This window comes from Cytophagaceae bacterium ABcell3 (genome assembly GCA_030913385.1).
GTDB lineage: Bacteria > Bacteroidota > Bacteroidia > Cytophagales > Cytophagaceae > ABcell3.
The window spans coordinates 2,096,392-2,116,933 of sequence record CP133159.1 but is presented as its reverse complement, the minus strand read 5'-3'; the positions used below and the strand labels follow the sequence as shown (position 1 = coordinate 2,116,933).

Below are 20,542 nucleotides of genomic sequence, written 5' to 3'. Positions count from 1 at the left end.
CAAAAAAAAAAATACCGGACCTGTAAAAAAATTACCCAATGAGGTAATTACTTTTTGATTGTAATCTTTTCCCCCACAGAAATACTAAAATCTTCTTTATTGTTCCACTCAAGTATTTCGGTTACAGAGACACCATATAAACGTGAAATTTTATAAATAGTATCCCCAGGCTCCGCAACATGTACTTTGGTAATAGGGCCATCGTCATCCATATCAAGTACCTTACCGACAATAACCTTTTGCCCACTTTTCAAGGTTGTATTAACAAGCTCATTCCAGACTATAATACTATCTACAGGCACATTATACTTTCTTGACAAGGCATAAACAGTTTGGCCAGGCTCAACTAAATGATATTTATAAGACCCTTCAACAAAAGAAGAACCATCTTGTGCATATCCATCTTCGTCATCATAGTAGTCTACTATTTCTTCTTCATACGCTTCATCCATATAAGGTTCTTCTACCTCTTCAGGCACCTTATTGACCTGACTATTATAAGATGGTGCATCTTTATAGGTATTGCCCTCAGGTGCACGCTGTTGCTTATCCTGTCCATTTGGATAATTCTTCTTTTCATCAACAAACTGTATAGGGGCATCTTTTGGCATTTTATTTCTTAACCACAGCACCCTACCAGGCTTAAGCGGCTCATATTTGTCCATCCGGTTCTTTTTCCTAATAGCCCTGGTCCTTATTCCATATTTATGCGCCACATCCCATATAGTTTCCCCCTTCTCTACAGTATGCATTATTACTAAAGCTTTACCTCTTTTAGGCTGCAGATAATAGTACTCGCCAGGAACAGGCTCATCCCTTTTTCTCAATTCATTGTATTTTATTATGTCTATTAAGCCAACCCCACCCCTTTCGGCAAGTTGTTCAAAAGACTCCCCTTCTTTGGCTTTGATGGCTTTAAGGTTATTGACAATGGTTTGGTGCTCATTTTCAGGCTTAGGGTTTCGAGAAAAAAGCCTGCGAAAAAAGCCGCCCCTTTCCTTAGGTTGGTGAATTTGATGCTCCGGATCCTCAATGACTACATCTTCATGAACATCGTCATCAGACTGATAGGCAAGCAGGTCTGAAGGATCCCTTTTTACAGGTAAAATTACTGCATAAACTTTATCATCAGGAACTTTAGACTTCAGAATCCATTTGTTGTACATTTCCAAATCTTCCAAAGCAACATTGGTTTCTTTGGCAATTTCCTTAAGGCTCATATTCGCGCCTTTAGTATACTTTACGAGCTTTAGCTCTGGGTGCTCAGCCTTTCCAACTTCATTTTCATAAGCAATTTTATGCGCAAGAAAACGTACAACATACCAGTGCATGTTTTTATCAATAGTCATTTTCCGCGCCCCCACATACTTATTGTCCACATGCGATCTCACGCCACCTGGCCCTAGGTTATAGGAAAGGAGTGCATAAATCCAGTTATCGAGTATAGAATTGTTTTTCCTAAGATACCTTGCAGCCCCTCTAGTAGCAGATACAATATTAATACGCTCATCCACCTCATTGTCAATCCTTAGGCCAACCTCCCGAGCAGCCTCTTTCTTAAATTGCCAATAGCCTACTGCGTTTGAAGAAGAAACGGCATCAGAAATCAAGCTGCTTTCCTGCAAAGCAAGGTATTTGAAATCATCAGGAAAATCTTCGTCTTTGAAAACCTTTTCAATGATCGGAAAATATAAATTTGCCCGCTCAACTTTAATATTAAAATACTTCGGATTCCGTGTGATCGCCTCTACCTCTGACTTTAATACCTTTCTTACCTGACTGGTCAGCGTAAGCTCCATATTAGCAAATGTCATTCGCTCAGGAATATACACCTCTTGGCCATAGCCTAAAAAGGAGCAAACTAATAAGGTGAGAAGTAAAATATATTTCATCGATCTATTTTTTTCTGATAATCATTAAACCGTCTCTTATATTGATTATTGTATTGTCCACCCTTTGATCATTTTGAACTTTATCGTTAAATGAAGCCAATGCCCGGGTATCTTTGTCCTTTGCTTCAGGATCTAACACTTTGCCTTTCCATAATACATTATCAGCAATTATAAAGCCACCCTTCCTCACTTTGTCAATAACCAAATCAAAATATAAAGAATATCCTGCTTTATCTGCATCTATAAAAACTATATCAAAAACTTCATCAAGGTTGGGAATAACCTCAGCCGCACGTCCATAAACCAGTTCAATCTGGTTTTCCATGTTAGCTTCCTTAACATACCTCCGAACCAGATCTTCTAGTTCTTCATTGATGTCTATGGTAATAAGCTTCCCGCCGGCTTTTAAGCCTTCGGCCATACATATGGCAGAATATCCTGTAAAAGTCCCAATTTCAAGAATTCTTTCCGGCTGGATCATATGCGATATAAGCGACAAGAATCTACCTTGTACATGCCCCGAAAGCATATTAGGCATAAGCACATCTGCATATGTCTCACGTGATAGCTTTTGTAGAACTTCAGGTTCTCCTGAAGAATGCTCCTTTATATATTTCTCAAAATCAAGCATCTAAAAAACTCTTATAACCAAAACACAAGTAACATTAAACTCCGTTAGGTGAAACCTCAGTGAATGTTCCTGATATACAATTTCCACCAATCGTCCCGCTACATCTGAACGTAAGAAGCTTTACCAAAATATACCACTTTCCAGATTCAAAAATGCTATAAAAATAATAAAAAAACAGATAATATTTATATTTATCTAAATTTACCACCATCTATTTTTCTCTATAGTTATTATGTACTGAATACTAATTGAAAAAGTTGCCCAAACTGATCTATAAAAATCACAAATTTTATAACAAAGGGGGACATTTTTACAGAAAAATAACTTGCCTCTCCTTTTGCTACCCAAGCATCCAAAAGAATTCAGTTCAGTTCTCAGTAACGACAAATTATGTCTTATGGCTACGAAGTAGGTTTGTAAGTAAGCATGGAAAGCTTATCAGGGTCAAAAACATCATTGGCCAGCTCTTGAAGGTCGGTAGCGGACACATTTCTTATTCTATTGAAGATATTTTCCAAACTTTCTATATGTCCTAGGTCAAGCAAGCTCTTACCCATCATTTGCATAAAACTGATATTGCTTTCCTCGGCCATGGCTAGCTGTCCCATTAGTTGTTCTTTAAAGTTATGCAACTGTAGCCTTCCTAATGGCTTCTCCCGCATTTTTCGTAGTTCTTTCAGAGTAAGGTCAATACTTTTTTGAAGTTGCTTGGGCTCTGTCCCAAAATAAATTCCAAAAAAGCCTGTATCAGTAAAGGGGGTATATGAGGCCTCAATATTATATACATACCCATACTTTTCCCTCAAAGACATATTCAATCGGGCGTTCATGCCTGGGCCGCCAAGAATATTGATAAGCATAAAAAAAGGCAATCGACGTTCGTCCTGCAAGGCATAAGCAATATTGCCGATCATACAATGTGCCTGTGCCAAAGGTTTGTTCACCTGCACATGCCCAGGTTTATAGTGGTCAAATTTTTTCCGTTGAGGAACACCCGAAAATTCAGGGATGTCTTTCAGGTACTTCTCCGCCATCCGTTTAACCTTGGAAATAGGAAAATTGCCCACTGAGGAAAAAATAATCCTATTGGTATTAAGGTTTCGCTTAACGAACTTATGAAAATCCTCTTGCTTAAAAGACTTGACGGACTCTTCCGTGCCTAAAATATTTACCCCTAAAGGATGTCCACCAAAAAGTAAACTTTCATATTCATCCAAAATAGCATCCTCTGGTGTATCAAGATACATAGCCATTTCTTCCAAAATCACCCCTTTTTCCTTTTCTATCTCTTTGGCCGGAAAAACCGAGTCAAAAGTTATATCTTTTAATAACTCAAGGGCTTTTTCATAGTGGTTGTCCAATACAGAGGCATAGAAACAGATTTTTTCTTTAGTTGTATAAGCATTTAATTCGCCCCCAACAATTTCCAACCTGTTTATAATATGATGAGCTTTGCGTTTAACAGTACCTTTAAAAACCATGTGTTCCCAAAAGTGGGCAAGGCCTTCTTCCCCTTCTAATTCATCCCGGCTTCCTACGTCCAAGATAAAACCACAATGCGCAATCTTAGTATGTGTAACCTGTCTGTGCACAATACGGATCCCGTTTCCGAGCTCCACAATGTCATACTCCATCCTTCTATCTCCGCTTAAAGTAGATTTTGATATATTTTTACTAATTGAGGAATTGTATTTTCCTTTCGAAATTTTAATGCATGAGCATACCCGTTTTCTTTCATTTTCTGCTGCTTCCCTTCATCTGTCAAGATATTTTGAATAGCAACCGCCAACTCTTCAGGGCTTTGAGGGTCTGTATAAACAGAGTCAGGCCCTCCTGCTTCGGAAAAGCATGAGCCTTTGCTACTGATAACAGGCACCCTGCTGTTCAATGCTTCCAGTAAAGGTATGCCAAAACCCTCAAAAATGGAAGGGTAAATAAATAAGGATGCACCTTGGTAAAGGGCAGGCAAAAAACGAAAAGACACATACTCAACGATATTTACATAGTCTCCAAGGTTGTGCGCTGCTATATAAGATTCAAGTTCCTTTTTATAATCAGTTGCCTTTCCGGCAATGACCACATAAGGGCGATCTGCCTCCTTTAAGATACTTAAAGCTTTCAATATGTTCAGGTGGTTTTTTCGAGGCTCCAAGGTTCCTACTGAAAGCACATAGTTTTCAGGAAGGTTAAACTTTTTTTTAACCTCAGCTATTTGTTCCGGTGCGACAGTTTCATGAAAAACAGCTAAGCAATCCTGATAATTGATTTCAATCTTTTCTTCACCAATGCGAAAAAAGTCTACTAGGTCCTCTTTCGTTTGCTGGCTAATGGCTATAATCTTGTCAGAAACCTTGCAAGCGCTGAAGAATTTTTTTCGGTAAATATACCTATCAATGCTATTGTAGAGTGAAGGAAACCTCAAGAATATCAGATCATGCACGGTAACCACCTTGCCCAACTTTACCTTGTTGATACCTATGGGGAGCTCGTTGCTCAAGCCGTGAAAAATATCAGGTTCACACTCCTTCAAGTCCTCCACGACAAAGGAAGCCCTCCATAAACCAGGGACCTGCTTATGCAAAAAAGATTCAGGGCCGCAAACCTTGTAATTTCCCTGATGCCGAATGACACTTTCTTTACTAATTCCTTGAGAGGGTGTAAAAAACAAATATTCTTTCTGAGGATAAAACTCAAGAAGGGCATTAATAATGTACCGGCTGTAGTTTCCCAAGCCGGTAACATTATTAAATGCCCTTTTGGCATCAAATGCTATTTTCATTATGTTACTTCGTGTTCTTTTTTTGGTCCCAGAAGACTTCTATTACCTGATTATCTATAACGATGGTGCTTCTTTCCACACCTTCTGGTTTATCAAGCATCACTTTTTTAGTGCGGTTGGCTTTACGCTTCTTCTTTCTTTCGTACCTACGCTTCTGACGCTCATTCATCCCTTCTGTTTCTTTACTGTCATCTTCGGAGATAAGGCCAAGCTCTATGTATATTTCTTCAGCCTCGCTCATTTTCTTCTTATTCCCGCCTTTGAGCATTTTCTCTTTTACCACCACATGACCATTGCTTTTATGGAATACCAGTGCGTCCTTAAGATACTTACGCTTAGCTTTAATTTTGTACTTATCTTTTCCATTTAGAAACTTTTCAGATACAGTACCGAAGTCATGATCATCACTTTCCAGTAAAGTTAGCGCCCTATCAGCAAGAGGCACTCCATACCCGATGTGATTATTGCCATAAGGATAAAGGTGCGCACTTTTTTCAACAATTTTTTTCAAGTCCTGACTGCTCATGTCCGGTGCTTCTTCCATAAGGCAGGCAACAAAACCCGTAATGGCCGGCGCAGAAAAAGAAGTTCCATTTGGTGAGAAACAAGAAACATTAGGTTTCATGTAAGGCAAAAAATCAGGTCCGATACTGCTATATCCGATCCTGCCCCAAACAGTCTTTTTAGTAGCACCTACAGAAAGCACCCCCTCTGCATCAGCCGGGGCCGAAATGATTCTCCAGTCTGCATTGCCTTCATTTCCGGCAGAAACTACAAGGAAAACACCTTTTTCCATAGCTGCAATTTGCGCAGCCCTGGTGATTCTTGCGGTCTTACCGTCCATTTCCTCTTGTTTATAATTATCATCAGGATCATCCATTTTGGTAGAATAACCCAAAGAAGTGTTGATCAACTTAACCCCTAGGCTGTCCATCCACTCCATTGCTTGAATCCATTGGTCCTCTTCTCCCCTATGTTCTCTGTCCCCGTCTTCTGTACGAGCCAGATAATAATTGGCATTGATGGCCATACCGCTCTGGAAATTATTTTTTTCATCATAACCAGCTATCATCTTCAAAACCATCGCGCCGTGATAATCGGCATCTGTAGCTGCCTGAGTCACAATATCCGTTCTCGATGGGTCGATAAAGTCTCTTTGAGCTACTATTTTCTCCTCATTCATTATATGTAGCAAAGACTTGTCAGAATATGCTCTATAAAAACCTGCATCAATTACCCCAATGTCTACACCTTTACCGGTCAGGCCTTTGTTTCTAAAAGCTTCCGCATTCATCTGCTCCATGGCAATGGCATAGGAAGCTGGATCTGCATCAAGGTTTGTTGAAGCGATTTTAATGTCAGAAGAAATTCCATAGATTGTGTCGACAAAAGAAAAACCCTTAACCTGCTCTAACTGCTCAGCGGTAAGTGTAGAAGATACGGAATTCAACCACTTAGACTTGGCGTGAACAGGAATATCATATACTGACAAACTGTCAAGGTAAGCAGTGTTTACAGGCACATCAGAGTATTGAAACACCGGCAACCCTGCTTTTCGGCGGTTTTCGGCAGTCTTTTCACTAATATATTTCCTATAATCTTTACTTTCTATATTTTTATCTTTGAATTCAATCCAGAATTTATCCTGTGAAAAAGCAGAGGAGGAATAAAAACATAGTATTAAACTATACAGCAGAATAACTTTTTTCATAAATTAGAATTTAATGCAATATATAAACTTTCCTGACATTCTATGAAATACGAAATTATAAATTCAGACCTTTTCAAAAGTAACAGAAAAAACTATGCCGAATTTCTAAAACCCGAATCTATAGCAATATTCGTTTCCAATGATATTTTCCCCACCAATGCTGACGGCACTATGCCTTTTAAGCAAAACAGTGACCTTTTTTACCTTAGTGGGATAGACCAAGAAGAAACCACTCTTGTGGTTTGTCCTGATTATTATAATCACAACTACCAAGAAATGCTATTTGTTAAAGAAACCAATGAACATATAGCAGTATGGGAAGGAAACAAACTTACCAAAAAGGAAGTTTCAGAAAGATCTGGGATTTCTTCTGTTTATTGGACTTCGGAATTTGAGAGCATAGTATCTGTTATAATTCCAGAGTGCAAAAACATATATTTAAATGCCAATGAACATAGTAGGGCATCAAAAACACTGGACACCAAACAAGATAAATTTATAGAGTGGTGCAAAAAGAATTTTCCGCTCCACAATTATGAGCGTTCGGCACCAATTATGCATAAACTTAGGGCAGTAAAATCGCCGCTTGAAATCGCACTGATTCAAAAAGCTTGTAATATTACAGAGAAGGCGTTTAAAAGAGTACTGGAATTTGTTAAACCCAACGTAGCTGAATACGAAATTGAAGCAGAAATCCTTCATGAGTTTATCAGAAACCGCTCCAGAGGACCTGCGTATGCGCCTATTATTGCTTCTGGGAAAAACGCCTGTATTCTCCACTACACAGAAAATTCAGGCACCTGTAAAGACGGTGAGCTTATACTCATGGATATAGGTGCAGAATACGCCAATTATGCTTCAGACTTAACCCGCACCATTCCTGTAAACGGTAAATTCTCTCCAAGACAAAAAGAAGTTTATGAGGCCGTGCTCAGGGTGTTGAAAAAAGCAACTTCTATGTTAGAGGTAGGCAACAACCTAATAGACTACCATAAAGAGGTGGGGAAACTAATGGAGTCAGAACTCATCGGGCTGGGCCTTTTGAACAAAGAAGATATAGCCAAACAAGATCCAAATAAACCGCTGTATAAGAAATACTTTATGCACGGAACCTCTCATTATTTAGGCTTAGACGTACACGATGTGGGAGCAAGAAACAGGCCTTTCGAATCTGGCATGGTATTCACTTGCGAACCAGGCATCTATATTAGAGAAGAAGGTATAGGCATACGTTTGGAGAATGATATCCTCATTACCAAAGATGGTCCTGTAAACTTAATGAAAAACATCCCGATCGAAATTGAAGAAATAGAAAGCTTGATGAACCAATAATTGCTCTTGCTGAACAGACTGACTTTTTGAAGCAATTAATTCCTGGGACTCCCCTTTTGAGTCCCGGGGGTTTGATCTAATAGTACATTAACTTTTATATTTTTAATTTTCGAGGTAAATCACCACTATCCGCCGGCTAAAACTTCTTCTAAGAGACACAATACTTTAGAAGAAAACATGCTAGTCCCAGAAAATAAACTTCAACAGAATTGCAAGTAAAACCTTACATATAGCCTTCCAACGAACAACCTGAGCTTTTCCAATACGTATTATAAGCTATGTAGCCGGATAAAATGAGCATATTTTGCACAATAAAAATCCCGGATTTAAAGAATAGCAAAAAATTAACTTAATGTTATGCGTAGCTGTTTTACCATTCTACTAACGTGCTTATTCATAGTCACGTCAGGTTTCACCCAACCTGACCCGCAGACTTTCTATGAAAACGGTATAGCGAGTTTGAACAAAAAAGATTATATGTCAGCCATTGGTGAGTTTACCAATGCCATAAGCCTAAAACCCGACTTTGCAGAAGCCTACTACCATAGGGCCTATGCTAAAGACCTATTAGGGAAAAAAATGGGTTTTATGAGCACAGAATTATGTGCAGACTTTGTAGAAGCCCTACGTTTAGGCAAACTAGAGTCTGCAGCAAAGCTAGAACGTGCATGTATGGGAGAATGCTACCCTTTAAGTACTGCATTAAAAGATCCTGAAAATGTATACTGCGCTGACTTTTCAGAAAAAGAGCTAAGCGATTTGCCTGAAGGAGCAGAAAAATTGGTATTTCTCGTAAAGCTTGACATAAACGACAACAACATTACGACACTTTCTGACAACTTTGGCAAGTTGCCAAACTTGGTTTCTTTAGATTTAAGCAAAAACAAATTAGAGAACATAACCCCAGTCATTGGCGAATTAGCAAACCTAAGAGAGTTGAGCCTGAACAAAAACAGGATCAAATCGCTACCAGCTGAATTTGGTAATTTAAAACACTTGAAAACATTAAACTTGCGCCAAAACGGGTTAACTGACTTACCAAGAACGATAGCTATGCTATCTTCATTAGAAAACCTAGATTTGGCATTAAACCAGTTAGAAAAGTTACCAGTGGAAATTGCTAACCTTAAAAACCTTAGAACACTGACACTGGTAGGAAATGATATCCCTAAAAAAGAGCAGGAAAAAATTATAAACTTGCTTCCGAACACAACAATATATTTTGAGTAAAAGCCCCAAAGAGTAATAAGAAGGTAAAAGGCAAAAAAAATCCCGCAGTTAATACGGGATTTTTTTATTCTTAAGCTCAAAGCAAAATTAACTGCCAATAGCAATTCTTTTAAATTCTTTAACTGTAAGCCCCTTAGTAACTTCACTAAGTACTTGAGCGATAGTTTTAGAATTATCTTTAACAAATTGCTGATTTAGCAAGGTATTTTCTTTGTAGAACTTGTTCAGTTTACCAAGAGCAATTTTTTCAAGCATAGCTTCAGGCTTACCTTCTGCTCTTGCTTGGTCTTTACCTATTTCAATTTCACGGTTTACCACTTCAGTATCTACATCATCTTTGTCTACAGCAATAGGTTTCATCGCAGCGATTTGCATAGCCACATCTTTACCTACTTCAGTAACATCAGCACCGTTAACACCTTTAAGAGAAACAAGTACTCCAAGTTTAGAGCCATAGTGGATATAAGGAACCACTTTGTCACCGCTTAAGCGCTCATAAGCACTCACCTCTACTTTTTCACCAATTTTACCGATCAAGTCAGTAATATGGTCTTTCAGAGGTCTTCCATCTACAGAAATTGTAAGAAGCTCTTCAACGTTAGCAGGCTTTTCAGAAAACGCTTTTTCAACAAGTGCATTTCCAAGGTTTTGGAATTCTTCGTTTTTAGCTACGAAATCAGTTTCGCAGTTAAGAGCAACGATTACACCTTCAGTACTGTCTTCGTTGGTTTTTACAAACACGGAACCTTCAGAAGCTTCCTTGTCAGAACGTGCTGCAGAAACTTTCTGACCTTTTTTTCTAAGGATGTCAATAGCAGCTTCAAAATCTCCGTTGGCTTCGGTAAGGGCTTTTTTACAGTCCATCATACCCGCGCCAGTCATTTGCCTGAGTTTGTTAACGTCTTGTGCAGTAATGGCCATAGTTATCAGTTATTTATAATAAATTTAAAAGTTGAGATTCGTGAAAAACAGTAATGCAATACACCTATCAATTAATAAATCCCACTACATGCATAGGGTGAATAAATTAATACGATGTATTTAAAACTAACAAACAATAGAACCTTTATAAGCGGCGTGACATTCTTGCTTGTCAACGACCATAGGTTTTTAAAAACCTTTAGGTAAAAAAGCTTTAATTAAAGCTCCATTATTTCCCCTATAGGAGTTCTATTGCTTATACTGGTTTAAAAAAAAATGAACAATGATTTTAGAGTAGTCATTGTTCATTTATATTAATGTTTACTCTTCAACAATCAATCAAGATTGAGCGCCTTTAGAGTCAACTTCTTTTTTACGAGATTCTTCTTCCTGAAGCGCCTTTTCGTCCTTCTCTTTCTTTCTTTCAGCAAGACCTTCTTCGATTGCTTTACCGATAGCCTGAGTAAGGATAGCTACTGATTTGTAAGCATCATCATTACCAGGTATTGGGAAGTCAATACTAGTAGGGTCACTGTTTGTATCAACGATAGCGAAAACAGGGATATTAAGTTTTTTAGCTTCTTTTACAGCAATATGCTCTTTTTTAGCATCTACAATAAACAAAGCAGCCGGCAATCTTGTAAGATCAGAAATACCACCTAGTACCCTGTCAAGCTTTTCTCTTTCACGGGTAATAGTAAGTCTTTCTCTTTTAGCCAAGTTCTTATAAGCTTCATCTTTCATAAGCTTATCGATTGACGACATTTTTTTCAGAGATTTTCTAACTGTAGCAAAGTTGGTAAGCATACCACCTAACCATCTTTCAGTAGCGTAAGGCATTTTCAACCTTCTTGCTTCTTCAGCAACGATTTCCTTAGCTTGTTTTTTGGTCGCAACAAAAAGGACTTTTCTTCCCGAGCGAACAATGTTTTTAATAGCAGCGGAAGCTTCGTCAAGAGAAGCAATAGTTTTATTAAGATCTATGATATGAATTCCATTCTTCTCCATGAAGATATATGGAGCCATACGCGGATCCCACTTTCTAGTCAAGTGTCCAAAGTGTACACCTGCATTTAATAAGTCTTTATATTCTATATTTGCCATTCTAAATAGTATATATAAATGTTAACGTTTGCTGAACTGGAATTTCCTTCTAGCTTTTCTTCTACCGTACTTCTTCCTTTCTACCATTCTTGGATCTCTGGTCAGGAACCCTTCTTTTTTCAAAGCAGGTCTGTTTGAAGCGTCAACTTCAACAAGGGCTCTTGATATAGCCATCCTAATAGCTTCAGCCTGGCCGCCTACGCCGCCGCCTTTAACATTTACATGTACATCATACTTTCCGTCTTCTGAAAGTACTGCAAATGGCTGGTTTACAATTGTGTTTAGAATATCAGAAGCAAAATATTCCTTGATATCTCTATCATTTACCAAAACTTTACCGCTACCTGGTTTAAGATATACCCTGGCAACAGCCGTTTTTCTTCTTCCTATAGTGTTTACTATTTCCATTAATAAAGAATTATAATTTTATTTCTTTTGGTGTTTGGGCTGCATGTGGATGCTCTGCGCCTTCGTATACATAAAGGTTATTAAATAAAGCTCTGCCCAGTCTGTTCTTAGGAAGCATACCTTTTACAGCTTTTTCAATAATTAATGTTGAAGACTTTTGCTTTAACTGTCTTGGGGTTGTAAATCTCTGTCCACCAGGATAAGTTGTGTGCCTAACATAAACCTTGTCTGTCCATTTTTTTCCGGTCAGTTTGATTTTGTCAGCATTGATAACGATCACATTATCACCACAATCGACGTTTGGCGTATAAGAAGGCTTGTTTTTACCTCTTATAATGGCGGCCACGCGACTAGCCAACCTTCCCAGTACAGCAGATTTTGCATCTACTACTACCCACTCTTTGTTTGCTGTCTCTTTGTTGACGGAAACAGTCTTAAAACTTACGCTGTCCATTTATTTGGTTAATTTTATCAGTATAAAATAACTCTGCATTCCCCTCTCTGAAAAGGGACACAAAGATAATCCTTTGACAATAAAAATGCAACCGAAGCCATACTATTTTCAGCTACATTTTTTTCAAGGTGCAAAAATAAATATTTTTTATTAATTATCCTTTAAAAATTTAAGTTCATTTTTCACACCTTACAGAATTGGTCAGCTGTACTTTCCCAACTGGCGAACCAGTACTTCAAAATCTTTGGGATAAGGGGCTTCATAATAAAGTATGTCCCCATTAGGCAGCCTGAACTCAATAGACCAAGCATGTAAAGCAAAGCGGTTGGCCACCGGACGCTCTTCTGTATCTTTCTTTAAGTTAAAATGCTTTTTAAGCGACGATAAATAAACAGGCTCTCCCCCATATTGTTCATCTCCGGCAATAGAAGCTTCCAACTGCGCTAAATGGACTCTGATTTGGTGCATCCTACCTGTTACTGGCACACATTCTACCAGCGTATGTTTTTTAAACGCACGTATGGTATTGAAGATGGTTTGGGCTTCTTTGCCCCTCAAGCGGTCTATCTTAACCACTCCCCTTGACAAGGTATAAATAGGTAGGTCTACGAGAATACCCTTAAAATCATGTACTCCATTTACTACCGCATGGTATACTTTTTCTACCTGTCTGTGTTCAAACTGCATGGCAAGATTACGGTAAGCCTCAGCATTTTTGGCAATTACCAAAATACCTGATGTCTCTTTGTCAATACGGTGACAAACTTGACTGTCGGCGTGATACTCTTTGGCCAGACTTAATATATTTTGTGTACCCAGCCCACGGTCGTCGAGTGTAGAAATAAATGGGGGCTTGTTAACTACTATATAATCTTCGTTCTCAAAAAGAATAATATCTTTAAAATTAATCCTTTTCGTCATCTTCATCCCTTTCTTGATTTATTACTTTACCTTTTTTGAGTTTAAATGAGAAAATAGACCCTTCGCCCACTTTGCTGGACACATAGATTCTAGAATCATGAGCTTCCAAAATGTGTTTTACAATGGCCAACCCCAATCCTGTTCCACCTTTTTCTCTGGAGCGACTTTTGTCTACCCTGTAGAAGCGCTCGAAAATTCTGTTCAAATGATATTGTTCAATACCCGGGCCATTGTCCTTTACGGACGTATACACATTTTTATTCTCCACAGCAAAAGAAACCGATACGGTACCTTTGTCTTTCCCATATTTTACGGCATTCACAATGAGATTGGTGAGCACCTGCCTGATTCTGTTCTTATCTGCATATACGTAACAAGATTTAGGCGAGAACTTGTAGAACTTAAGTTTCGTTCCCCGCTTCATGGCAGTGTCCTCCAATTGATCATAAACCTCTTCTGTTAGCTTATGGATATCAAAATGCGTGAAATTCATTTTAATATCCCCACTTTCCAATTGGGATATAGTTATTAGATCCTCTACCAAAATGTTCAGCCCATCTAGACTGCGTACGGCTTTGTTCAAAAAGTTGTCCCTAACACTTAAATCTTCGACAGCTCCGTCCAACAAGGTATGGACAAAACCTTGTGCTGCAAATATAGGTGTTTTCAACTCATGGGAAACGTCTGCCAAAAACTCTCTACGGAAAGTCTCTAATTTTTTGAGTTCATTTATTTCTTTCTGTTTTGTCTCGGCAAACTCTGCAATTTCTTTCTTTAACAAGCCTAAAGGGTTATCGTCTTTAATATTAGCCCCTATATCAAGATCATATTCTTTCCTTTGAATGTTTTCGAGCAGGGAATGAATTTTTTCAATTTCTCTAAAAATAACATATTTAAGCACCAGGAAAGCAGAAATAAAAGAAAGCAGAAATGTAACGACAAGTAGCCATACAGACTCTTGGAGCAGGCCGGGGAAAATAGAAAGGAAAAAAATAAAACTTAGTGTTGCACCCAAGGCGATTAGAAAAGCCAACACTTTGGAGTTAAAAAACATATTCAGAAGTCAGGTGAAAATTTATATCCAATACCCTTGACTGTGTGAATGCAATTATCTCCCAGCTTTTCGCGGACTTTTCTAATATGTACATCTACGGTCCTGGCTACCACATAAACGTCAGCGCCCCAAATTTTTTTGAGAAGTTCATCGCGGGAGTAAACGGTACCGGGGTTAGAGGCTAAAAAAAACAACAATTCAAATTCCTTTTTGGGCAGCACCACTTTTTGATCACCTTTCATTACAGTGTAACTCCCCCTGTCAATAGTCAAATCTCCTTCAGATACTACATTGTTATCCTTAACAACCTGGCTATCTCTTTTAAAATAAGCAGATATTCGACTCATCAACGCACGAGGTTTAATGGGTTTTGTAATGAAATCATTAGCTCCTGCCTCAAAAGCGGCAATTTCGGAATATTCTTCAGAGCGGGAAGTAAGGAAAATGATATAAGTGTCCTTGAGTACTTCTAGATCCCTCATTTGAGATACCGTGCTAATGCCGTCCATCTGCGGCATCATTATGTCCATTAGGATAAGGTTAGGCTGAAACTCTTTGGCGAGCTTAATGGCATCCACCCCGTTTGAAGCGGATTTTACATCATAGCCTTCCTTATTGAGGTTGTATTGAAGCAGCTCTACAATATCAGGTTCATCATCAACAATTAGAATCTTTTGCTGCGAATTACCCATAGTCTTAGTTTAACATTTCCTCTAACATTTTCTCAAGGCTCTCCCCTCTCAGGTTTACAGCCTCAATCTTCCCATCTCTTCCAATAAGGTAAGTAGCAGGAATACCTTTAACTTGGTAAAGTTTGGCAGGTTCAGATTGCCATCCCTGAAGATCAGATACATGAGTATCCCAGCTTAAGTTATCTTTCTCTATAGCTTTAAGCCACTTTTGCTTATCTGTATCAAGAGATACGCTGAACACTGTAAAACCTTTATTCTTATATTTATTGTACGCCTTGACAACATTAGGGTTTTCCATTCTGCATGGTCCACACCAAGAAGCCCAAAAGTCCAGTAAGACTACCTGCCCCTTTAGTTGGGAAAGTTTTAGGGTATTGCCATCAGGATCGTCCAACACGATGTCAGGAGCTATATCTCCTTTAGCAGGAGGCCCTGAAGGAATAGAAGCCAACAGGGTTGGCGCAACTAAAGAAGAAGGGTATTCTTTGGCATATCCCTCAGCCAATTGACGGGCATAGCCTTGATCGTAAGGCAATACTAACCTAACCAATGAGATGTATAAGGCTTCTCGACCTGGTGAATCTTTAGGGGCTATGTTTAGTAGTTCGGAAAAAGATCTTTTCCACGCATCAAGTTTAGGGTCTGAAAACCGCTGTAAGTAGTTAGACACCTTTGAAAGAATCATATCCCCTCTGGCTAACTCAGGATCTTCAAAGAAAGACTTTGTAAAAAAGTTATCTTTTGTCACATTAGGGTCTTGAACAAAAAGACCGATGATTTTCCCTATAAGTAAATCTTTGTTATCATTGACCAAGCGTTGATATTCGCTTCTTTGGGCACTGTTAAGCGAGTCTAACTTTACCTGCAACTTAGACATTTCAGCATTATATGTATCAGGATCGGAAGATTTTGCGCCACTAAGCTCCTGCGCCCTATCCTGAAGCTCCTGTACCTGCTGGTTGTAAAATTCATTAAACTCCCTGTACTCATAAAAAGCTTGATTTTCTTTAGAGCCGGAAATTTCTGGGGACTGAGACAAGTTTTCCAAATCTGCGATCAAAGAAAATGATTCACTCCCCATGACCAAAGTCAAGGATTTCTCTTCAGACACACCTATTCTATATAACCCGCGGTCTAATCCTTCTTTGATTTTAAATTTGAAACTACCGGCTTTGTGCGCAACGGAATCTTTTTTCAAGATTTCCGGCCCAACATATTGATAAAGGTAAATAAAAGAAGCACTACCTACATTTTTGAAACTTCCTTCAATTGTTATTCCTTTAGCCAAAACAACCGTCGGCAAAACAAAAAAGGCAATAACAGCTAATGTCCTTTTAAGATCAATGAAACTCATATGGTAAAAGTAATAAGATTTTCTAATTCACTGTAAATTTATGACACTATAATAAAGTCCCCACAAGCACCTTCTTTATTTTTTAGTAAATAAACTAAAAAAAAGCATAATCTTCTCTACCCGAATTATACAATAACACTTGTGACATCTGGACAGAAGGCATTAACAACGCAATTCCAGCATAGCAAAAGCTATGGTCAAGACACAAATGTGAGCAAAGCGATTGATTTGAAGTTGTTTTGCTACGTAATACAAAGCCCTATTGTACATTTCAGGTTTAACCGTACACAAAGTTACCTGATAAAAACGATTTAGAAGAAAAGAGATTGCAGTAAATTTATTAAATATAAGCGTATGGTTTCATAAAAGAAACAAGCAATAGAGGGTAAAAAAATATCAGCTAACCGTAATCCATTCACTGAACGAAAAGTGACTAGCTGATAGAATGCATTTATTGACCGCCTCTGGGTAGAAGGGTTATTTTTTTCTGAAATTTACCGGGTGGCGGAGTCCTTCATATTTTTCCAGGTCCATAGCCACGGAACCCAAAAACAATTCAGCTTCAATTTTAATCGGAATCCTGTTCTTATCATCGGTAACCCAAAACTTGATACTTTCCCCGCCCTTAAACAGGTCGTTGTCCGGCATAATAGGTGTTAGCAAAATACCATCTACCTTTCCAAACTTAGTAGACACTTCGCCTTTGCCCATATATTTCAGTTTAAAGTCGTAAAGCTTATCCTCAAAAAAAGCATCTACAGTCAAAGTGTCACCGGTTTCATAACTGTCAAAATCCAGCGTCCTTAAATAGTAATACCCACTGACCATATCCTGGACACTAGGTTTAATTTCCAGCGTATCATGTACAATAGTTCCTTTTTTATCCGCCTCTATCTCAACACGCTTACCCGCATGGTCATAATTTACAGTTTCTTTGTAGCGATACTTTCCTTCTTCAATATTTCTAAAAGACCGCTGTGGAACCAAAGCGTCTGAATCGATATAAGAGCCCCAGGTATCTCTAATGCGCAACATGAGATCAAAAGCACCGGTAGACCTCCCAAAAACTGTGGCTTTGTAGCAAACCCTGTCGTTGACTTTATAAAGTTTAGGAGAGAGTTCCATAGTGGCCTCTCCGGCCTTTATAATACCATAATGCACTTTATACTTAAGCACCTCCCCCTGAGCAAAATTCTTTTGCTCTACATCTTGATAGTCAAAAGTATTTTCAGGCAGGTCTGAAGTTACTGTAAATGACATAAGAATGAACAAAAGTCCCGGAAGCAAAAACAGTCTTTTCATACTAATTGTTTTTCATATCTAACCTAAGGCAAAAGGAAACTTTTTTGCTTATAACGAAGGATATGTATCCTTTAAGTATTCCATATAGCGTTTAAAATCCGAATCAAATTTTTCACGAAACTCTTGTTCGAACATGTCCTGCTTTTGCCTATATCTACGATAATCAAGAAAATAAGTATTGTTTAACTTTTCAACCTTGGCGTAAAACCTAGGGTTAACTTTTTTATAGCTATCAAAAAACTCTTGTAGGTCACCTCTAATGTCTTTCAGGAGCGCTTGCTTCAAACGTTCTTTTTCCCCTATTTCCAAGTCTGCCGAAAAAGAGTTATACAAACTATCCAACCGCTCGCCATTCCTTAGTACCCGTTGGGAATAAGCCTCATGCATCTCCTTGCCATTCAGGTACTGCTCATACTCTTTGCTGTCCACGCCATATTTCTGTTCAAGGAAAATCAATGCACCCTGGTCGCCTACAAAACTTGCTAAGTTTTCATTATATTCTACGTTATTCTTTACGTAAAGGGTGCCATGTGTAAGCTCGTGAATAATCAGGTTGGCCAGGTTTCCAACAGAGCGGTTAAGCATATTGCTTAATATAGGGTCTTTAAACCAACCTAAGGTCGACCAGCCTTCTACTTCATCTATTGACACATCCATTCCTTTCGCCTTAAGCTTATCGGCCTCTTTCACGGCTTTTTCATATTCAAAGAACCCTTTATATGAAAAGCACCCAAGTATAGGGAAGCACCATTCCTTCGCTTTAAGTTCATAAGGTTCACTGGCAGTAACGATCCATAAAATAGGTTTTCCTTGCTGGTCAAACAGTGTGGTATAATTAGCATTTCGTTTTAACCCCAAAGAATCGAAAGAAAATTCCCTAAGCTCTTGGACAAGCAATATCTTGTTTTTGAGTGAATCAGGATAATGCTCGTCGGAAAGGAACTCCTCTATAGGTTTAGCACTGAACAGAATATTCATCTGCCCCCTGGCCTGGTTCAGTCCATACCATACAGATTCATAAAAAACAGCCAATAGTACAACTACCAGCAGGAGCAAAACTTTAACGATCTTTTTTATCACGGTCCTGTTATTGTCAATTTTAAACAAAAAGCAAAAGGAAAAACGTTCCCTGTCCAGTAAAAGAACTGAATCTATTATTTTAAGCTTATGCTTCTTTCCTCTTTTTTACCTTACTAAAAAATCATTTACAAATAAAAAACAAAAAACAAGCCAAAAAAAAACGCAACGCAGATAGGCTGCGTGATGGCTCCGTACCTTTGAATAAATTATTAAAGAAACAGGACGGTAGCGATAAGCATAGAAGATTTGCTTAAAAGAAAAGTGGACGGTTATTCAACAAACAGCAAACTAAGCTATCGAGGGTCTTATTTGTCTTGCAAAAACAACTTAAAACCAATAGCAAAATTAAAAGCGGGTTAAATTTTGTACTTTTGCCACACATAAAAGTCCCTATTGCATAATCCGGGTATAAATATTATTTTCACAATAAAAAACAACTCTACAAATATGAACAGCAACTCAGAAAAACTAAAGGCCCTGCAACTGACTATAGACAAGCTGGAAAAAGCCTATGGAAAAGGTACTGTAATGAAACTCAGCGACGAACGGGTTGTAGACGTGCCAGCTATCCCTACAGGTTCTCTGGGTCTGGATTTAGCGTTAGGAATAGGCGGTTTGCCTAGAGGTAGAATAGTTGAGGTATATGGCCCTGAATCATCAGGTAAAACCACACTTGCCATGCACTGCATAGCAGAAGCCCAAAAATCGGGAGGGCTTGCTGCTATTATAGATGCAGAACATGCCTTTGACAAAAGCTATGCAGAGAAGTTGGGCATTGACACAGAAAACCTCCTTATATCCCAACCTGACAATGGAGAACAAGCTTTAGAGATAGCAGAACACCTGATCAGGTCTGGCGCACTTGACATTATCGTTATAGATTCAGTAGCTGCACTTGTACCTAAGGGCGAATTAGAAGGAGAAATGGGAGACAGTAAAATGGGTCTTCAGGCAAGGCTAATGTCTCAAGCATTGAGAAAGCTGACCGGTACCATCAACAAAACAGGTTGTTGCTGTATATTTATTAACCAGTTGCGTGACAAAATAGGCGTAATGTTTGGCAACCCGGAAACTACTACCGGTGGTAATGCTTTAAAATTCTACTCTTCCGTACGTCTTGATATCAGGAGAATAGGGCAAATCAAAGAAAGTCCTGACAATATTACTGGTAACAGAACGAAAGTAAAGGTTGTAAAGAACAAAGTTGCTCCTCCGTTTAAAGTTGTAGAGTTTGACATTATGTATGGTGAAGGTATTTCTAAAGTAGGCGAAATAATAGACCTTGGCGTTGAGCTGAACGTTATCCAAAAGTCTGGCTCTTGGTTCTCGTATGAAGGTAGCAAGCTTGGTCAGGGACGTGACACTGTACGTCAGATCTTGTTAGACAATCCAGAGTTGACAGAAGAGGTCGAAGCCAAAATCCGCGCAAAAGTAAAAGGAGAAATAGCACCGGCAGAAAAAGAAGCCCCAGAAGCCGAAGAAGTAAAATAAATCAGCAACTTTTTTCGTATTATATATAAAAAGGCAGCCCAAGAAAAACTTCTGACATTTGGCAGGTAAACTATAATAAGGAGGTATTTTATGAGCAATTGTTGATAAAATGCCTCCTTTACTTATGCAAGAGATCAAAGACTGCTTTTTTTGAGCTTATTTATTACATGTTATACCCTTTTAAAT

General features: G+C 38.5%; 18 protein-coding genes. 3 read left to right on the top strand and 15 right to left on the bottom strand.

Annotation, left to right across the window (positions count from 1 at the left end):
* Positions 1–47: 47 nt before the first annotated feature.
* The 5 genes from RCC89_08685 to RCC89_08665 form a co-directional block, all read right to left on the bottom strand.
* The gene (locus tag RCC89_08685) at positions 48–1,892 is read right to left on the bottom strand and encodes a LysM peptidoglycan-binding domain-containing protein (protein WMJ73237.1); all 1,845 of its coding nucleotides are present in this window, start codon (positions 1,890–1,892) and stop codon (positions 48–50) included.
* Positions 1,893–1,896: 4 nt separating this feature from the next.
* Positions 1,897–2,523, bottom strand: a complete 627-nt coding sequence (locus RCC89_08680; GenBank protein WMJ73236.1) for an O-methyltransferase — start codon at positions 2,521–2,523, stop codon at positions 1,897–1,899.
* Positions 2,524–2,924: 401 nt separating this feature from the next.
* On the bottom strand, positions 2,925–4,157 hold the full coding sequence (locus tag RCC89_08675; protein WMJ73235.1) for a pitrilysin family protein: 1,233 nt from the start codon (positions 4,155–4,157) through the stop codon (positions 2,925–2,927).
* Between the two features lie 14 nt (positions 4,158–4,171).
* Positions 4,172–5,302 (bottom strand): glycosyltransferase family 1 protein, encoded by a 1,131-nt coding sequence (locus tag RCC89_08670; GenBank protein WMJ73234.1) that lies wholly within the window; start codon positions 5,300–5,302, stop codon positions 4,172–4,174.
* 4 nt (positions 5,303–5,306) lie between these two features.
* A complete protein-coding gene (locus tag RCC89_08665; GenBank protein WMJ73233.1) occupies positions 5,307–7,013 on the bottom strand; it encodes a S8 family serine peptidase in 1,707 nt (568 codons plus the stop codon).
* Between the two features lie 42 nt (positions 7,014–7,055).
* Between RCC89_08665 and RCC89_08660 the strand changes: the two genes are divergently transcribed.
* Both RCC89_08660 and RCC89_08655 read left to right on the top strand, forming a co-directional pair.
* Positions 7,056–8,345, top strand: coding sequence for an aminopeptidase P N-terminal domain-containing protein (locus RCC89_08660; GenBank protein ID WMJ73232.1), 1,290 nt, complete (start codon positions 7,056–7,058; stop codon positions 8,343–8,345).
* Between the two features lie 477 nt (positions 8,346–8,822).
* On the top strand, positions 8,823–9,575 hold the full coding sequence (locus RCC89_08655; GenBank protein ID WMJ73231.1) for a leucine-rich repeat domain-containing protein: 753 nt from the start codon (positions 8,823–8,825) through the stop codon (positions 9,573–9,575).
* A gap of 87 nt (positions 9,576–9,662) precedes the next feature.
* On the opposite strand, the gene tsf is transcribed toward RCC89_08655, so the two are convergent.
* The 10 genes from tsf to RCC89_08605 form a co-directional block, all read right to left on the bottom strand.
* Positions 9,663–10,496 carry a translation elongation factor Ts gene (tsf, locus tag RCC89_08650; GenBank protein WMJ73230.1) on the bottom strand — a complete coding sequence of 278 codons (834 nt, stop codon included), beginning with the start codon at positions 10,494–10,496 and terminating at the stop codon, positions 9,663–9,665.
* Between the two features lie 339 nt (positions 10,497–10,835).
* Positions 10,836–11,600 (bottom strand): 30S ribosomal protein S2, encoded by a 765-nt coding sequence (gene rpsB / locus RCC89_08645; GenBank protein ID WMJ73229.1) that lies wholly within the window; start codon positions 11,598–11,600, stop codon positions 10,836–10,838.
* A 21-nt stretch (positions 11,601–11,621) separates the two neighbouring features.
* Entirely contained in the window at positions 11,622–12,008 is a 387-nt protein-coding gene (rpsI, locus tag RCC89_08640) for a 30S ribosomal protein S9 (GenBank protein WMJ73228.1), read from the bottom strand.
* Between the two features lie 10 nt (positions 12,009–12,018).
* On the bottom strand, positions 12,019–12,462 hold the full coding sequence (gene rplM, locus RCC89_08635; protein ID WMJ73227.1) for a 50S ribosomal protein L13: 444 nt from the start codon (positions 12,460–12,462) through the stop codon (positions 12,019–12,021).
* Positions 12,463–12,663: 201 nt separating this feature from the next.
* The gene (locus RCC89_08630; GenBank protein WMJ73226.1) at positions 12,664–13,389 is read right to left on the bottom strand and encodes an RNA pseudouridine synthase; all 726 of its coding nucleotides are present in this window, start codon (positions 13,387–13,389) and stop codon (positions 12,664–12,666) included.
* Positions 13,367–14,437, bottom strand: a complete 1,071-nt coding sequence (locus RCC89_08625) for an ATP-binding protein (protein WMJ73225.1) — start codon at positions 14,435–14,437, stop codon at positions 13,367–13,369. The genes RCC89_08630 and RCC89_08625 overlap by 23 nt, the downstream gene beginning before the upstream one ends.
* Positions 14,438–14,439: 2 nt before the next feature.
* Positions 14,440–15,129 carry a response regulator transcription factor gene (locus RCC89_08620; GenBank protein ID WMJ73224.1) on the bottom strand — a complete coding sequence of 230 codons (690 nt, stop codon included), beginning with the start codon at positions 15,127–15,129 and terminating at the stop codon, positions 14,440–14,442.
* A 4-nt stretch (positions 15,130–15,133) separates the two neighbouring features.
* Positions 15,134–16,483, bottom strand: a complete 1,350-nt coding sequence (locus RCC89_08615) for a TlpA disulfide reductase family protein (protein ID WMJ73223.1) — start codon at positions 16,481–16,483, stop codon at positions 15,134–15,136.
* 477 nt (positions 16,484–16,960) lie between these two features.
* On the bottom strand, positions 16,961–17,785 hold the full coding sequence (locus tag RCC89_08610; GenBank protein WMJ73222.1) for a DUF3108 domain-containing protein: 825 nt from the start codon (positions 17,783–17,785) through the stop codon (positions 16,961–16,963).
* A 48-nt stretch (positions 17,786–17,833) separates the two neighbouring features.
* Entirely contained in the window at positions 17,834–18,865 is a 1,032-nt protein-coding gene (locus RCC89_08605; protein ID WMJ73221.1) for an aminopeptidase, read from the bottom strand.
* Between the two features lie 447 nt (positions 18,866–19,312).
* Between RCC89_08605 and recA the strand changes: the two genes are divergently transcribed.
* The gene (gene recA / locus RCC89_08600; protein ID WMJ73220.1) at positions 19,313–20,356 is read left to right on the top strand and encodes a recombinase RecA; all 1,044 of its coding nucleotides are present in this window, start codon (positions 19,313–19,315) and stop codon (positions 20,354–20,356) included.
* Positions 20,357–20,542 lie beyond the last annotated feature (186 nt).

Bases quoted from the DNA above. Each gene is read 5' to 3' on its own strand.
- RCC89_08685 (WMJ73237.1), bottom strand. From the start codon at position 1,892: ATGAAATATATTTTACTTCTCACCTTATTAGTTTGCTCCTTTTTAGGC.
- RCC89_08680 (WMJ73236.1), bottom strand. From the start codon at position 2,523: ATGCTTGATTTTGAGAAATATATAAAGGAGCATTCTTCAGGAGAACCT.
- RCC89_08675 (WMJ73235.1), bottom strand. From the start codon at position 4,157: ATGGAGTATGACATTGTGGAGCTCGGAAACGGGATCCGTATTGTGCAC.
- RCC89_08670 (WMJ73234.1), bottom strand. From the start codon at position 5,302: ATGAAAATAGCATTTGATGCCAAAAGGGCATTTAATAATGTTACCGGC.
- RCC89_08665 (WMJ73233.1), bottom strand. From the start codon at position 7,013: ATGAAAAAAGTTATTCTGCTGTATAGTTTAATACTATGTTTTTATTCC.
- RCC89_08660 (WMJ73232.1), top strand. From the start codon at position 7,056: ATGAAATACGAAATTATAAATTCAGACCTTTTCAAAAGTAACAGAAAA.
- RCC89_08655 (WMJ73231.1), top strand. From the start codon at position 8,823: ATGTCAGCCATTGGTGAGTTTACCAATGCCATAAGCCTAAAACCCGAC.
- tsf (WMJ73230.1), bottom strand. From the start codon at position 10,496: ATGGCCATTACTGCACAAGACGTTAACAAACTCAGGCAAATGACTGGC.
- rpsB (WMJ73229.1), bottom strand. From the start codon at position 11,600: ATGGCAAATATAGAATATAAAGACTTATTAAATGCAGGTGTACACTTT.
- rpsI (WMJ73228.1), bottom strand. From the start codon at position 12,008: ATGGAAATAGTAAACACTATAGGAAGAAGAAAAACGGCTGTTGCCAGG.
- rplM (WMJ73227.1), bottom strand. From the start codon at position 12,462: ATGGACAGCGTAAGTTTTAAGACTGTTTCCGTCAACAAAGAGACAGCA.
- RCC89_08630 (WMJ73226.1), bottom strand. From the start codon at position 13,389: ATGAAGATGACGAAAAGGATTAATTTTAAAGATATTATTCTTTTTGAG.
- RCC89_08625 (WMJ73225.1), bottom strand. From the start codon at position 14,437: ATGTTTTTTAACTCCAAAGTGTTGGCTTTTCTAATCGCCTTGGGTGCA.
- RCC89_08620 (WMJ73224.1), bottom strand. From the start codon at position 15,129: ATGGGTAATTCGCAGCAAAAGATTCTAATTGTTGATGATGAACCTGAT.
- RCC89_08615 (WMJ73223.1), bottom strand. From the start codon at position 16,483: ATGAGTTTCATTGATCTTAAAAGGACATTAGCTGTTATTGCCTTTTTT.
- RCC89_08610 (WMJ73222.1), bottom strand. From the start codon at position 17,785: ATGAAAAGACTGTTTTTGCTTCCGGGACTTTTGTTCATTCTTATGTCA.
- recA (WMJ73220.1), top strand. From the start codon at position 19,313: ATGAACAGCAACTCAGAAAAACTAAAGGCCCTGCAACTGACTATAGAC.